The organism is Exiguobacterium sp. s122 (genome assembly GCF_018618475.1).
GTDB classification, from domain to species: Bacteria; Bacillota; Bacilli; order Exiguobacteriales; family Exiguobacteriaceae; genus Exiguobacterium; species Exiguobacterium himgiriensis.
The window spans coordinates 1,630,994-1,645,117 of the sequence record NZ_JACSMD010000001.1 but is presented as its reverse complement, the minus strand read 5'-3'; the positions used below and the strand labels follow the sequence as shown (position 1 = coordinate 1,645,117).

Annotated in this window: 13 protein-coding genes; 12 read left to right on the top strand and 1 reads right to left on the bottom strand. The window is 54.0% G+C overall.

The genetic code is table 11. The features are described 5' to 3' along the window. Nucleotides 1-3 precede the first annotated feature (3 nt). The 10 genes from KNP92_RS08490 (at nt 4) to KNP92_RS08445 (ending at nt 11,264) form a co-directional block, all read left to right on the top strand. Nucleotides 4-909, top strand: a complete 906-nt coding sequence (locus tag KNP92_RS08490; RefSeq protein WP_214839449.1) for an aspartate carbamoyltransferase catalytic subunit — start codon at nt 4-6, stop codon at nt 907-909. Next, complete coding sequence (locus KNP92_RS08485) at nt 906-2,186, top strand: dihydroorotase (protein WP_214839447.1); 1,281 nt, start codon at nt 906-908, stop codon at nt 2,184-2,186. The genes KNP92_RS08490 and KNP92_RS08485 overlap by 4 nt, the downstream gene beginning before the upstream one ends. Then, the gene (locus KNP92_RS08480; RefSeq protein ID WP_214839445.1) at nt 2,164-3,246 is read left to right on the top strand and encodes a carbamoyl phosphate synthase small subunit; all 1,083 of its coding nucleotides are present in this window, start codon (nt 2,164-2,166) and stop codon (nt 3,244-3,246) included. Before KNP92_RS08485 ends, KNP92_RS08480 begins: the two co-directional genes overlap by 23 nt. Before the next feature lies 1 nt (nt 3,247). Then, nucleotides 3,248-6,448, top strand: coding sequence for a carbamoyl-phosphate synthase large subunit (gene carB, locus KNP92_RS08475; protein WP_214839443.1), 3,201 nt, complete (start codon nt 3,248-3,250; stop codon nt 6,446-6,448). Further along, nucleotides 6,445-7,164 carry a dihydroorotate dehydrogenase electron transfer subunit gene (locus KNP92_RS08470; RefSeq protein WP_214839435.1) on the top strand — a complete coding sequence of 240 codons (720 nt, stop codon included), beginning with the start codon at nt 6,445-6,447 and terminating at the stop codon, nt 7,162-7,164. The genes carB and KNP92_RS08470 overlap by 4 nt, the downstream gene beginning before the upstream one ends. Then, nucleotides 7,161-8,087 carry a dihydroorotate dehydrogenase gene (locus KNP92_RS08465; RefSeq protein ID WP_214839433.1) on the top strand — a complete coding sequence of 309 codons (927 nt, stop codon included), beginning with the start codon at nt 7,161-7,163 and terminating at the stop codon, nt 8,085-8,087. The genes KNP92_RS08470 and KNP92_RS08465 overlap by 4 nt, the downstream gene beginning before the upstream one ends. Then, complete coding sequence (pyrF, locus tag KNP92_RS08460; protein WP_214839431.1) at nt 8,062-8,766, top strand: orotidine-5'-phosphate decarboxylase; 705 nt, start codon at nt 8,062-8,064, stop codon at nt 8,764-8,766. The genes KNP92_RS08465 and pyrF overlap by 26 nt, the downstream gene beginning before the upstream one ends. Next, on the top strand, nt 8,750-9,376 hold the full coding sequence (gene pyrE, locus KNP92_RS08455; RefSeq protein ID WP_214839430.1) for an orotate phosphoribosyltransferase: 627 nt from the start codon (nt 8,750-8,752) through the stop codon (nt 9,374-9,376). The genes pyrF and pyrE overlap by 17 nt, the downstream gene beginning before the upstream one ends. Before the next feature lie 104 nt (nt 9,377-9,480). After that, nucleotides 9,481-10,311: a DUF4097 family beta strand repeat-containing protein gene (locus KNP92_RS08450; RefSeq protein WP_214839428.1), complete on the top strand. Its 831-nt coding sequence runs from the start codon at nt 9,481-9,483 to the stop codon at nt 10,309-10,311. Then, nucleotides 10,311-11,264: an FUSC family protein gene (locus KNP92_RS08445; protein ID WP_251136435.1), complete on the top strand. Its 954-nt coding sequence runs from the start codon at nt 10,311-10,313 to the stop codon at nt 11,262-11,264. Before KNP92_RS08450 ends, KNP92_RS08445 begins: the two co-directional genes overlap by 1 nt. Nucleotides 11,265-11,428: 164 nt before the next feature. On the opposite strand, the gene KNP92_RS08440 is transcribed toward KNP92_RS08445, so the two are convergent. Continuing rightward, nucleotides 11,429-13,117 carry an Rqc2 family fibronectin-binding protein gene (locus KNP92_RS08440; RefSeq protein WP_214840288.1) on the bottom strand — a complete coding sequence of 563 codons (1,689 nt, stop codon included), beginning with the start codon at nt 13,115-13,117 and terminating at the stop codon, nt 11,429-11,431. A 156-nt stretch (nt 13,118-13,273) separates the two neighbouring features. Here KNP92_RS08440 and gmk point away from each other — a divergent pair, with 156 nt between their 5' ends. After that, nucleotides 13,274-13,897, top strand: coding sequence for a guanylate kinase (gene gmk / locus KNP92_RS08435; protein WP_081825825.1), 624 nt, complete (start codon nt 13,274-13,276; stop codon nt 13,895-13,897). Continuing rightward, complete coding sequence (rpoZ, locus tag KNP92_RS08430; protein ID WP_034806394.1) at nt 13,897-14,106, top strand: DNA-directed RNA polymerase subunit omega; 210 nt, start codon at nt 13,897-13,899, stop codon at nt 14,104-14,106. Before gmk ends, rpoZ begins: the two co-directional genes overlap by 1 nt. The last annotated feature ends 18 nt before the right edge of the window (nt 14,107-14,124 follow it).

Below are 14,124 nucleotides of genomic sequence, written 5' to 3'. Positions count from 1 at the left end.
AACATGAACTTGATTCAACAACAACCGAAACATTTTGTCAGTCTCGACACGCTCGCACTCGATGAGATTATGGGCATGATTGAAGAGTCGTTACGTTATAAACAAGGCGATATGCCACCGCTATTTGACGGGAAGACGGTCGCGAACTTGTTCTTTGAGAACTCGACCCGGACGAAAAATTCGTTTCAAATGGCCGAACGCCACTTGCACATTCAAGAGATTCCGTTCGACGTGGCGACGTCGTCCGTGACGAAAGGCGAGACACTCTACGACACGTGTAAAACACTCGAGGCGATCGGTGTTGACGCGCTCGTCATCCGCCATCCGGAAGCGGGCTATTATCACGAGCTCATCGAGACATTGAACATCCCGGTCTTAAACGGCGGAGACGGTAGTGGGGAACATCCGTCACAGTCGCTCCTTGACCTCGTCACGATTTACGAAGAGTTCAAGACGTTCCAAGGTTTGAACGTCGCCATCTGTGGCGACCTCGTCCATAGCCGTGTCGCCCGATCGAACGCCTCGGTCTTGCGACGGCTTGGCGCGAACGTCGTCGGCTGTAGCCCGGAGTCGTGGTGGGATGACTCGATGGGGCTTGAGCGCCGCGACATCGATGACGTGTTACATGAAAGTGACGTTATCATGTTGCTTCGGGTCCAACACGAGCGTCACATCATGGGTGACATCTTCTCAAAAGAAGAGTATCACGCCCGATTCGGCTTGACGGTCGAACGGGTGGAGCGTATGAAACCAGGTGCCATTATCATGCATCCGGCACCGGTCAATCGGGATGTCGAGATTGCCGGCAGTTTGATTGAGCATGAGAAGTCGCGCATCTTTCCACAAATGACGAACGGCGTTTACGCCCGGATGGCCATCTTACATCGAGCATTAGGGGGACAATCATGATACTTAAACACGCAACGTGGTATGACGGGAATAAAAAACGAACGACAGATTTACTGATTGAAGCTGGCAAAATTCGCGCCATCGACTATAGTGGAACGACCGATGGCCATGAAGTGATTGACGCAAGCGGAAAGCTACTCATCCCAGGACTCGTCGACGTGCACGTTCACTTGCGCGAACCGGGTGGTGAGAAAAAAGAGACGATTAAGACCGGGACCGAAGCCGCGGCAGCTGGGGGATTTACTACGATCTGTGCGATGCCGAATACACGTCCTGTCCCGGACGACCGCGAGACGATGGATCGACTGCTTCGTAAAATCGAAGAAGATGCGCTCGTCCGTGTCCTCCCATACGCCGCCATCACAAAGCGGCAACTCGGAACGGAACAAGTCGATATGGCGTCACTGAACGACGCATTCGCCTTCACGGATGACGGGGTCGGGGTACAGTCTGCCGCGATGATGCGTCAGGCGATGCGTGAAGCGAAACGACTCGGTAAAGCAGTCGTCGCCCATTGTGAAGACAACACACTGAAAGCAGGTTCGGTTCACGAAGGTCGCTTCAGCGAGGAACATGGTATTCAAGGGATTCCGAGCCTCGCCGAAAGTATCCATATCGCCCGTGATGTTTTAATCGCTGAGGAGACGGGTTGTCACTATCACGTCTGTCACGTCTCATCGAGGCAGTCGGTCCGCGTCATCCGGGACGCCAAGCGAGCCGGGATTCATGTCACGGCCGAAGTGACACCACACCACCTCGTCCTCTGTGAAGATGACATTCCGGGTCTTGATCCGAACTTCAAGATGAACCCACCGCTTCGAAGTTCGGACGACCGTGCGGCACTCATCGAAGGATTGATGGACGGTACGATTGACATGATCGCGACCGATCACGCCCCGCATACGGCAGCAGAAAAAGCAGAAGGAATGGAACGGGCCCCGTTCGGCATCACCGGATTCGAGACGGCGTTCCCGCTATTGTACACGACGTTCGTCAAGAGCGGACAGCTAGAAGAAGTCGCGCTCATCGAGTGGATGACGAAACGTCCGAGCGACGTGTTCGGATTGCCGTATGGTGCGATTGAAGTCGGACGTGCGGCGGACCTCGTCCTCATTGACACCGAGATGGAACGGGTCGTCGATCCGACGACGTTCAAGTCGAAAGGGAAGAACACACCGTTTGAAGGGAAACATTTAGTCGGCTGGCCGGTCTTGACGATTGTGGCCGGAGAAATCGTATATAAGGGGAGATTCGATGAAACGAACATTATGGCTTGAAGACGGGACTTCATTTGTAGGGACAGCGTTCGGCGCTGACGTCGAGACGACCGGGGAAGTCGTCTTCCAGACCGGGATGACCGGTTATCAAGAGATGTTGTCCGATCCATCATATTGTGATCAACTCATCGTGTTGACGAATCCATTGATTGGGAACTATGGCGTCAACCGTGAAGATTTCGAGACGACCGTGCCGATGGCAAAAGGTCTCATCGTCAAGGAAGTATGCGATGCGCCATCAAACTTCCGCTCGACGGCGACGTTATCGGATACGCTCAAACGGTTCGAGATTCCAGGGCTTGCGGGGGTCGACACGCGTATGCTCACACGCCATTTGCGTGCCCGCGGTGTCATGCGTGGTGTCATGGTCGATGGGGAGTCGACATGGGAAACGGTCCAATACCGCTTCGAGGACAATCTTCCGACCAACCAGGTCGAGCGTGTCTCGACGAAGCGGGCGTATGTGACGACCGGGAGCGGCCCCCGAATCGCGCTCATCGATTTCGGGGCGAAGCTCGGGATTATGCGCGAACTCGTCAAACGAGACTGTGAAGTCGTCGTATTGCCGCACGATGTGACGGCGGAAGAAGTCTTGCGCTATGAACCGGATGGCGTCATGCTATCGAACGGACCGGGGGACCCGAAAGATGTCCCGACGGCGCTCCCGCTCATCGAGAAACTCATGCCGGTGTTACCGATGTTTGGCATCTGTCTCGGTCATCAATTGATTAGCCTCGCCGGTGGGGCGGACACGTTTAAGCTCCCGTTCGGCCATCGCGGCGCAAACCATCCAGTGCTCGAACTCGAGACCGGAGCGGTGACAATCACGTCACAAAACCACGGCTATGCCGTCGATGAGACGTCACTCGCCACGACCGGGCTCGTCGTCACGCATCGGGCCGTCAATGACGGGACCGTCGAGGGCGTCAAGCATCTGCACTATCCGACCTTCTCCGTCCAGTATCATCCGGAAGCAGCACCTGGCCCTTATGACGCCAACGACTTATTCGACCGTTTCATGCAACTCGTTCAAGAAAACAAACAGAAAGTAGGAATGTGACATGCCAAAACGACCAGATATTCAGAAAATCCTTGTCATCGGATCAGGCCCAATCGTCATCGGACAGGCGGCAGAATTTGACTATGCTGGTACACAGGCATGTCTTGCCTTGAAAGAAGAAGGCTACGAAGTCATCCTCGTCAACTCGAACCCCGCTACGATCATGACCGACCCGACAACGGCGGACCGCGTCTATATCGAACCGCTCGAACCGGAGTTTGTCGAACGCATCATTCGTCAAGAACGTCCCGACGCGCTTCTCGCGACACTCGGCGGACAGACTGGATTAAACTTGGCAATGGAACTTGACCGTCGCGGCGTATTAGCGGACTGTGGTGTCGAGTTGCTCGGGACGAAACTGTCGGCCATCGAACAAGCCGAGGACCGGGAACAGTTCCGTGACTTGATGTACAAGCTCGGCCATGGGGTACCGGAGAGCGAGATCGTCCAGTCGCTCGATGCAGCCTGGGGCTTCGCGGAACAAATCGGATATCCGATTATCATCCGTCCGGCCTACACGCTCGGAGGAACCGGTGGTGGGATCGCCCATGACCGAGCTTCGTTCGAACAAATCGTCGAATCCGGACTCAAGGCGAGCCCGGTGACACAAGTGTTGCTCGAGAAATCAATTGCCGGGATGAAAGAAGTCGAGTACGAAGTCATGCGTGATTCGAGCGACCAGGCCATCATCGTCTGCGCGATGGAGAACTTTGATCCGGTCGGGGTCCATACGGGCGACTCGATCGTCTTCGCTCCGACGCAGACATTGTCCGACCGCGATTATCAAATGCTTCGTAGCGTCTCGCTCGACATCATCCGCGCCCTCGGCATCGAAGGGGGATGTAACATCCAATTCGCACTCGACCCGGACAGCTTCACGTATTATGTCATCGAGGTCAATCCGCGTGTGTCCCGCAGTTCAGCGCTCGCTTCAAAAGCAACAGGCTATCCGATTGCCAAACTCGCGGCGAAAGTTGCCGTCGGCTATAAGTTGTCGGAGTTGAAAAACCCGGTGACGGAGACGAGTTACGCCTCGTTCGAACCCGCGCTCGACTACGTTGTTGCCAAGATCCCACGCTTCGCTTTCGATAAGTTTGAATCGGCAGACCGCCGTCTCGGCACACAAATGAAAGCGACGGGAGAAGTGATGGCAATCGGGCGTAACGTTGAAGAGGCGCTGCTCAAGGCCGTCCGCTCACTCGAACTCGGGACAGAAGACTTGGCCGTGCCGCGACTCGCACAATTGAGTCAACATGAACTTGAACGCGAGCTGACGACACCGACCGACGAGCGTTTATGGATGCTCTATGAGGCGCTCCGTCGTGGGTATTCGACGGAACAGTTGCATGAACTGACGAAAATCGATCGTTTCTTCCTATCGAAGCTCATGCGGATTTGGGAGCATGAAGCGACGCTCAGCCGTGAGCCGCTCACACAAGAACACCTCGTTGAGACGAAACGACTCGGTTTCAGCGACAAGATGATCGCCCGCATCTTAAATGAGAATGTGGAAACGGTGACGGCGCTCCGAGACGAGTGGGGGATTCGACCGGTATATAAAATGGTCGACACGTGTGCGGCCGAGTTCGCGTCAGAGACCCCATACTTTTACGGGACGTATGAAGTCGAGAACGAAGCGGTGAAGACCGAAAAACCTTCTATCCTCGTCCTCGGATCTGGTCCGATTCGCATCGGTCAAGGCGTCGAGTTCGACTACGCGACCGTTCACTCGATTCAGACGATCCGTGACGCGGGTTATGAAGCGATTATCATCAACAACAATCCGGAAACGGTATCGACGGATTTCTCGATTTCGGACCGACTCTATTTTGAACCGCTCACGACCGAAGATGTACTCGAAGTCATCCGTAACGAACAGCCGCTAGGCGTCATCGTCCAATTCGGGGGCCAGACGGCGATCAACTTGGCGGACTCGCTCGAAGCGAACGGGGTTCAAATTTTAGGGACGTCACTCGAAGATCTCGACCGCGCCGAAGACCGGAAAGCGTTCGAGGCAACGTTGACGAAAGAAGGACTCGCCCAACCGCCAGGGAAGACGGCGGTCACGGTCGAAGAAGCTGTCGCCTGTGCCGATCTACTTGGCTATCCGGTTCTCGTCCGACCATCCTACGTACTCGGCGGACGGGCGATGGAAATCGTGTATGAGCAGTCGGAACTTGAACGCTATATGCGCCATGCCGTCGTCGCCTCAAAAGAGCGGCCGGTGCTCATCGACCGCTATTTGACAGGGATCGAGATTGAAGTCGACGCCATTTGTGACGGGACGGATGTCTATATCCCTGGCATCATGGAACATATCGAGCGCGCTGGCGTTCACTCAGGAGACTCAATCGCCGTTTATCCACCACAACGACTCAGTGACGAGTTGAAACAACAAGTCGTCGACTATACGATTAAACTTGCCAAGGCGTTCCGCATTAAAGGGTTACTCAACATCCAGTTCGTCTATGCCGACGACTTATATGTCATCGAGGTCAACCCACGAGCAAGTCGGACCGTTCCGTTCATCTCGAAAGTGACAGGACTCCCGGTCGCGCGCATCGCCACGCAGACGATTCTCGGGACGAGCTTAAAAGACCTTGGACTCGGGACGGGCATGCATCCGGAAGCGGATGCCATCTCGGTCAAAGTACCGGTATTCAGTTTTGCAAAATTGAAAGAAGTCGATCCGACACTCGGACCGGAAATGAAGTCGACTGGTGAAGTCATGGCGACCGACCGGACACTCGAGAAGGCACTGTATAAAGGACTCGTCGCCGCCGGCATGACGATCGCTTTGAAAGGGAACGTCCTGTTGACGGTCGCTGATCAAGACAAAGCCGAAGCGCTCGATATCGCGCGACGGTTCCATCGACTCGGATTCCGATTGATGGCGACGAGTGGCACGGCGCACACACTCGAGCAAGCGGCCCTTCCAGTAAAACGGGTCGGAAAAATTAATGAAGAAGGTGAGACGATGCTCAGCGTCATCGAACGTGGCGTCGACATCGTCTTGAACACGACGACACGAGATGCCCTCACGACGAAAGACGGATTCATCATCCGTCGGGCCGCGGCCGAGCAAGGGGTGCTCTGCCTGACGTCGCTCGATACGGTGAAGGCGCTCCTTCAAGTCATCGAGAGTCTCTCGTTCCAGACGACGAGCTTGCCGGCATTCACGGAATTCGGAGTGACTGTATGAGACAGTTCGTAACGGTATTGTCGAATCATCCGATCGCAAAAGGGGCGATGGAGATGAAAGTGTCGGTCGAGAACAGCGTGATCGCACCCGGAACGTTCTTCCATGTGAAGACGTCCGAGTTACTCCGGCGCCCGTTGTCGGTCGCGAACGTCGAGGGGGACGTCGTGACCTTCTTATACAAAATCATCGGGAAGGGCACGCAAGACCTTGCTGAACGCCGGCCAGGGGACGTGTTAGACGTCCTCGGTCCGCTCGGCAACGGCTTTCCGCTCGAACAGACGGGAAAGCGTGTTGTCCTCGTCGGTGGTGGTATTGGTGTGCCGCCGCTCTACTATACGAGACGGCGGCTCGCCGATCGGGGAATTGAGACGGTTGCGATTCTCGGGTTTGATACAAAAGAAAGTGTGTTTTATGAAGAGGCGTTTTGTGCGCTCGGGGAGACGATCATTACGACGGTCGATGGTTCCTACGGGGAAGCTGGATTTGTGACCGGTCCGCTCGCGCGAATCGAGGCCGATGTCTTGTTCAGCTGTGGACCGGAACCGATGCTTAAGGCGGTTGCGGCGTCACATATCGAAGAGCGCTACGTCTCGATTGAAAACCGGATGGGCTGCGGCATCGGCGCGTGTTTCGCTTGTGTGTGCGAGGCGCCTGGAGGTTATGTCAAAGTGTGTAGTGACGGGCCAGTGTTCCGTGCAGAAGAGGTGACGCTATGAGGTTACATGTCAGTTTACCTGGGCTTCAATTAAAGAATCCGATCATGCCGGCATCCGGTTGTTTCGGTTTCGGGGAAGAGTTCGCGAAATTATATGATTTATCGATGCTTGGCGGCATTATGATCAAGGCAGCGACAGGCGAGTCACGGTTCGGTAACGCGACGCCGCGCGTCGCTGAGACGGCGGAAGGAATGTTGAACGCAATCGGGCTTCAAAATCCCGGTGCTAAAGCGATTGTTTCGGACAAGCTTCCGTTTCTCTCGACGTTCGATACTGAGATTATCGCGAACGTCGCCGGTTCAACGCCGGAAGAGTACGTGTACGTCGCCGAGACGATGAGTGCGGACCCGACTGTGAAAGCGCTCGAACTGAACATCTCGTGCCCGAACGTGAAGTGTGGCGGGATGCAGTTCGGGACCGATCCGGTCATGGCGGCCGAACTGACCCGTCTCGTCAAAGCGGCATCATCCAAACCGGTATACGTCAAGTTGTCACCGAACGTCACGTCCATCACGAACATGGCGAAGGCGGTTGAGGCGGCCGGAGCCGATGGCATCACGATGATCAATACGCTCGTCGGCATGCGCATCGACGTCACGACGGGGACACCGATTCTTGCCAACCGCATCGGGGGTCTATCAGGGCCTGCCATCAAACCGGTCGCGATTCGGATGGTATACGAAGTTGCCCAGGTCGTCGATATCCCCATTATCGGCATGGGCGGCGTGCGGACGGTCGATGACGTGCTCGAGTTCATCTATGCGGGCGCATCGGCTGTCGCCGTCGGGACGGCAAACTTTGAGAATCCGTACGTCTGTCAAGAAATTATCGAAGCGTTACCGCACAGACTTGACGAACTCGGAATCGATCATATTTTAGACGTGAGGGGGAAAGCGTATGAACAGATTGTATCTCGCACTTGATGTCGAAACGGCGGATGATGCGTTTCGTTTATTACGGCGCATCGAGGCACGACCGGCCGTAAAAGTCGGCATGGAGCTGTTCTATCGCGAAGGTGGCCAATTTGTCGAACGGCTCGTCGGCGAAGGGTATCCGGTGTTTTTAGACGTCAAAGTCCATGATATTCCCGAGACGGCACGCCGGACGCTGCGCCAAATCGGCCGTCTCGGTGTCGAATTGACGAACGTTCATACACTTGGGGGCGAGACGATGATGCGTTACGCCTTAGAGGGATTGCGTGACGTGAATGACACGACGCGATTGATTGGGGTCACTCAGCTCACGTCGACCGATGAACGGATGCTCGCCGATGAGCTACACATTCGCGATGGGCTCGAACAGGCCGTCCTCAGGCAGGCATCGATGGCACAACGGGCGGGGCTCGACGGGGTCGTCGCATCGGTGCACGAAGCGCAGGCGATTCACGAAACGCTCGGAGCTGGCTTTATGACTGTGACACCAGGAATCCGGCTAAACGAGACAGCGGACGATCAAGTACGTGTCGCCACGCCTCAGGCAGCCCGCGACGCTGGCGTGTCTGCCATCGTGGTCGGTCGACCGGTCACGCGTGCTGTTGATCCAAACGCTGCATATACACATTACTTACAAGAATGGAGTCGAACGTATGAAACAAATCGCTGAAGCATTGTTAACCATCGAGGCGGTGACACTTTCACCTGAGAACCCGTACACATGGTCAAGCGGGCTAAAAAGTCCGATTTATTGCGATAACCGGTTGACGCTAAGTTATCCGGAGGTCCGGAACTTGATCGTCGACGCGCTCGTCGAGGCGATTCGTCCACTCGACGTCGATGTCATCGCGGGAACGGCGACAGCGGGCATTCCGCATGCGACGCTTGTCGCCGACCGTCTCGGGTTACCTCTCGTTTACGTCCGTTCAAGTGCCAAAGGGCATGGCAAAGGGAATTTAATCGAGGGTCGGTTCGAACGAGGTGCTCGTGTCGTCGTGATTGAAGATCTATTATCGACTGGAGAATCGAGCATCAAGGCCGCTCAAGCGGTCGAGAAAGCGGGTGGGAAAGTCGTGAAGATTCAAGCGATCTTCTCCTACAGTTTAAACCGACTCACCACCAATCTGTTGGACTCGGGGTTGACTGCGTACGCGCTAACGACCTTATCAGATTTGCTTGATGTCGCCGTCAATCAACAACTCATCCGTGAAGATGAGGCCGCTTCTTTACATGATTGGCGAACGGACCCGACAAGTTGGAGTGAACGCGTCACATCATAATCCATTCTTCTAAGAATCCACCTCCGGGCGGATTCTTTTTCTTTGTGCATCATGACATACTGAACGTGTTAGAATAGGGAAAGCAGATGAAGAAGGAGATAGATATGGCGTACTCTAGAATGAAAGGGAAGTCATGGAAAGCCCGGTTTCAAGACGTCCCGAAACATCGTAAAATCACGTTCGGTCTCGTCCTCCTCGTCCTCCCCGTCCTCTTTTTCGTGAACTTATTCGTATTTAGCGACGTGTTGGCCCTTGGAGACAAATACGAGGACCGCTACCAAATGAAGAAGCTGCGGCTTGAGACGGCGCATGGCAATGTCGAGTTTGTCCGTAGCACGAATGAAAAAGTCCAGGTCGAGGTGTTACAGACGAACTCGAAGGAACGGACGGTAAAAGTGAAGGCGGTCGGGGATACGATTTCAATCGTCGAGCGGTTCGGGCGCTTCAGCCAGTTCGGGAGCCGACCGAGCGATTCGCCGTCACGTTATAAAATCCGCGTCGCCTTGCCAAGTTCGATGACATCCATCGATGTGACGGCCGAACAAGTGACGGGACAAGGGTTGATTGCGAAATCCATCGTTTTGGATGCGAATGCGGTTAATCTGACGAAAGTCGAATCGGACCGGTTGCGTGTCGAGACGCGGAGTGATGTGACGCTCGAGACGGTCCGGGTCGTCCAAGCTGATATCCGATCTTACCGGGAGGCGTCCGTAAGTGACATTGTCGTCAATCAGGCGTTGACGGTTCAGACGGAGGCTGGTGCGCTTACATTCGAGCCGCGCCATGCGACTGGACAAGTGAACGTCGATACGGGTGGCAGTGTGACCGCGAGTGATCGCTACAACGAGCTGGGTGATGGGGTGTATCAGCTGTCCAACTCAAATCGTCCGACCATCCATTTAATCGCGGAGACAGGGAAGGTTGAATTGAAATGATGGATAAGCGATATATCCCGAAAGTCGGTCTCCGGACGTTGAAGACGGGTATTGCCGTCGCCATCACTATCGCGTTGTCATGGTATGTATTCGGTATTTATTCCGGTATGGGTGCAATCGCTGCAGTCGTTGCGATGCAACCGACCGTCAAACGTTCATCAAAAATCGTTTTCAGTCGTATATTCGGGACGATTGTCGGACTGATGTGCGGCCTCCTCATCGTCTATGCGTTCGGGGTCAATCCGATTTCAATCGGGCTCGCCGTCATCGTCGCCTTGACGCTGAACACGACGTTCGATAAGACGCATATGTCGACGTATGCCGCGTTCGCGATTGTCCTTATGCTCGAGAATCCGACGACAGACTTCTTCCACTACGCGTGGACACGTTCGTTGTTGACTGCGGTCGGTGTCTTCGTTTCGCTCGGCGTGAACTATGCGTTCATGCCACCGCGTTATGAGGAGCGACTCCTCAGCGAAATTCGGAAGACATCGTCCTATATGTTCCATCATTGGCGTGAACTCGTCGGTTCGCCAGCCGAACTGCTCGAGACGAGGGCCCGCATCCTCGGTCATCAAGAACTGCATATGATGCTACAAGAGGACATGAAAGTCACGAACGTGAAATTGAAGCATTTGACGATTAAACAATATCGGCTGTTAATTCACCTTGAAGACAAGCTCGTGCTCTTGCTTGAAAGCTTAGCGGAACATCGTGAGTCGCTCTTATTGATGGACGAGGAAGAGCGGAAGACGTTTGAAGCCGAGTTTTTATATTTGCTCGCCCATCATCATGACATCCTTTATACGTGTGATAAGCCGTACTCGCTGTTCACGTTGCCCCATGAAGACTTATCCGTCTCGGAAATCTTACACGGGCACTTGCTTGATTACCATGAACAGCTTGAACTGTTTAAGCATGACCCGAAACAAACAAAGGCTCCGTCGCGATGACGGAGCCTTTGTTTTAACCTAACATATTTTTTAACTTTGCCGGCACCCTCCGTTCCTGGGGCGATGCGGCTCCGGGGTTGCCTGCGGACAGCGTGGGCGTGGGACGGACGGAAGAACAACCGAACAAAAAACAAGTAGGTCACGTCATGCGACGTGGCCTACACTCATTGCTGGAGTGACTTGACGAGGCGCTCATCCGGTGTGACATACACTGTCTGTTGATCCGTGTAGATGACGAAGCCGGGCTTCGCGCCGCTCGGTTTTTTCACGTAGCGTGCTTTCGTATAGTCGACCGGCACACCGCTCGAGGCGCGAGCCTTAGAGAAGTAGGCCGCGACCGTCGCCGCTTCAAGGAGCGTCGTCTCATCCGGATCGGTTGAGCGGATGATGACGTGTGAGCCTGGGATGTCCTTTACGTGAAGCCAAATTTCGTCACGTCGTGCGAATTTGAACGTCAAATGATCGTTTTGCGTATTGTTCTTCCCGACATAAAACTCCGTGCCGGTCGAGGAGACATAGCCTTCAAGCGTAATTTTTTTCGTCTGTTTTTTCTTTTGCGCCTTTTGACGAATATAGCCGCCTTCCGCAAGTTCTTCTCGAATCTCGATGATGTCAGACGGAGCGGCGACATCAAGTTGCGCAATCAACGTCTCCAAATAAGCGATTTCGGCCTCGTTCAGCTCGATTTGCTTCTGCACCTCGACTTTTGCGACCTTCAATTTATTGTATTTCTTATAGTACCGTTGCGCGTTCTCGTTTGGCGTTTTGAGCGGGTCGAGCGGAATCTCGATTGTGGCGCCTTCCTCGTCGTAATAATCGACGACGTGCGCGACGGTCATTCCTTTCTCGAGTTGGAACAAATAAGTCGTCAACAGTTCGCCGTACTTTTGAAGTTCGTCGGACCGCTCTGTCGCTGTCAAATCATCGAGCAGACGCTTTCGCTTCAGCTGATTTTTCTCGAGCTCGGACTTAAGCAACCGTTCGACGTCGTGCGCTTGCTGTTTGACGCGGTCGCGGTTCGCTTTCTCATAGAAGTAGCGGTCGAGGACGTCTTTGCTCGAGTCGTACGTCTCTTCTGCCGTGACGTCGCCGAACGTCAAGCGGACGGGAGCAAACCGTTCTTTTCCTGAGGCGAGCTGTTGGAAGACATACGGTCCGTTCAAGTCATCGATGACGCTCGCGAAGGCGGCGTCGATGCTCGTCCGATTCGGCATGCTCGCGCGGTGAACGATTTCTTGCGCGATTTGCGGGCTGAGCCCGGAGAAATGGGCCACGAGTTGTTTATCGAGTTTGCCGGCGTTCCAATCGATGCGTTTTAATCCGTCTTCGCGGGCAGTGAGCGGATCGCATTTGTCTTGAGCGGGCGGCAACAAGTAGTCGCTACCCGGCATGATCGTCCGATACGTGTTTTGCGACGGCGGTAAATGTTTGATGGCGTCTAAAATCTTTCCGTCCTCGTTCGTTAAGACGACGTTCGAGTGACGCCCCATCAGTTCGATGTACACCCGTTTGTTCTCTTCATCACCGAGTTCGTTACGTGAGCGGACCGAAATGACGATCACACGGTCACGGCCGACTTGTTCGACCGCCGTGATGAATCCGCCTTCAATATGTTTCCGTAAGATCATGCAAAACATTGGAGGCTCTTGCGGGTTTTTAATTGGGGTATCTGTTAATTGAAGTCGGGCGTACATCGCGTTCGCCGACACGAGCAGTTGTACGTTTTGCCGATTCGACCTCACTTGCATCATCAAGTCGAGCGCGTACGGCTGGTGGACGCGGTTGATTCGTCCACCGACGAGCGCCTGCAGTTCCGTCACGACACGATATGTCATTAATCCATCATAAGCCACTAGTCTCATCACCTTTGTTCTTTTTCTGTCTCTACGTTATCAGATTACCGGAAAATATGGTACGATGAAGTAGGAAATCCGAACTTCTTCTTGCCGTAACAAACGATAGACTGCTATTATTATGAAATGTGATGTTAGAAGATGGAGGGCAATGCATTGAATTTTAAAGAACGAGGTTTATTAATCGTCTTGTCCGGTCCGAGCGGTGTCGGCAAAGGAACCGTTTGCCGCGTACTCCGTGAGGAAGAGGATAACAACCTTCAATATTCTGTATCGGCGACGACACGGAAACCGCGTGAAGGTGAGATTGAAGGAGTGCATTACTTCTTTAAGACGAGAGAACAGTTTGAAGACATGATTGAGCATAAGCAATTGCTTGAGCATGCCGAATTCGTCGGAAACTATTACGGGACGCCGGTCGAGTGGGTACGCGAGACGCTCGAGGGTGGCAAGGACGTCATTTTAGAGATTGAGGTCCAAGGTGCGTTCCAAGTGAAAGAGCGCTTCCCGGAAGCCGTCTTTTTATTCTTGGCCCCGCCGAGCCTGCAAGAGCTTCGGAACCGCCTCGTCGGTCGAGGTACGGAATCGGAAGAAGTCATCAAACAACGTTTGCTCGTCGCTCGTGAAGAAATCGAATTGATGGATGCCTATGATTACGTTGTGACCAATGACGAAGTCGAGAAAGCGATTGAACGCATCAAAGCAATCGTAACGGCCGAACATTGCAAACGTGAACGTGTCGCGTCTCTCTATAAAAAAGCCATGATGGAGGTCATTTAATGTTATACCCTTCGATTGATGCCTTACAACGTACAATCCCGTCGAAGTATACGATCGTAACGGTCGCTGCTAAACGGGCCCGTCAAATTCAGGACGGAAAAGCTCCAAAAGTTGCCGCGCCAAAATCGTATAAGCCGGTCGGACAAGCGCTAGAAGAACTGTATTCGGGTGACACGACAATCATCGCGAACGAAAAGAACAACGGATGAAGTGTGACCCAAGTCGGT

Excerpts from the sequence above, each read along its gene's own strand:
- KNP92_RS08490 (WP_214839449.1), top strand. The coding sequence starts at position 4 with ATGAACTTGATTCAACAACAACCGAAACATTTTGTCAGTCTCGACACG.
- KNP92_RS08485 (WP_214839447.1), top strand. The coding sequence starts at position 906 with ATGATACTTAAACACGCAACGTGGTATGACGGGAATAAAAAACGAACG.
- KNP92_RS08480 (WP_214839445.1), top strand. The coding sequence starts at position 2,164 with ATGAAACGAACATTATGGCTTGAAGACGGGACTTCATTTGTAGGGACA.
- carB (WP_214839443.1), top strand. The coding sequence starts at position 3,248 with ATGCCAAAACGACCAGATATTCAGAAAATCCTTGTCATCGGATCAGGC.
- KNP92_RS08470 (WP_214839435.1), top strand. The coding sequence starts at position 6,445 with ATGAGACAGTTCGTAACGGTATTGTCGAATCATCCGATCGCAAAAGGG.
- KNP92_RS08465 (WP_214839433.1), top strand. The coding sequence starts at position 7,161 with ATGAGGTTACATGTCAGTTTACCTGGGCTTCAATTAAAGAATCCGATC.
- pyrF (WP_214839431.1), top strand. The coding sequence starts at position 8,062 with ATGAACAGATTGTATCTCGCACTTGATGTCGAAACGGCGGATGATGCG.
- pyrE (WP_214839430.1), top strand. The coding sequence starts at position 8,750 with ATGAAACAAATCGCTGAAGCATTGTTAACCATCGAGGCGGTGACACTT.
- KNP92_RS08450 (WP_214839428.1), top strand. The coding sequence starts at position 9,481 with ATGGCGTACTCTAGAATGAAAGGGAAGTCATGGAAAGCCCGGTTTCAA.
- KNP92_RS08445 (WP_251136435.1), top strand. The coding sequence starts at position 10,311 with ATGGATAAGCGATATATCCCGAAAGTCGGTCTCCGGACGTTGAAGACG.
- rpoZ (WP_034806394.1), top strand. The coding sequence starts at position 13,897 with ATGTTATACCCTTCGATTGATGCCTTACAACGTACAATCCCGTCGAAG.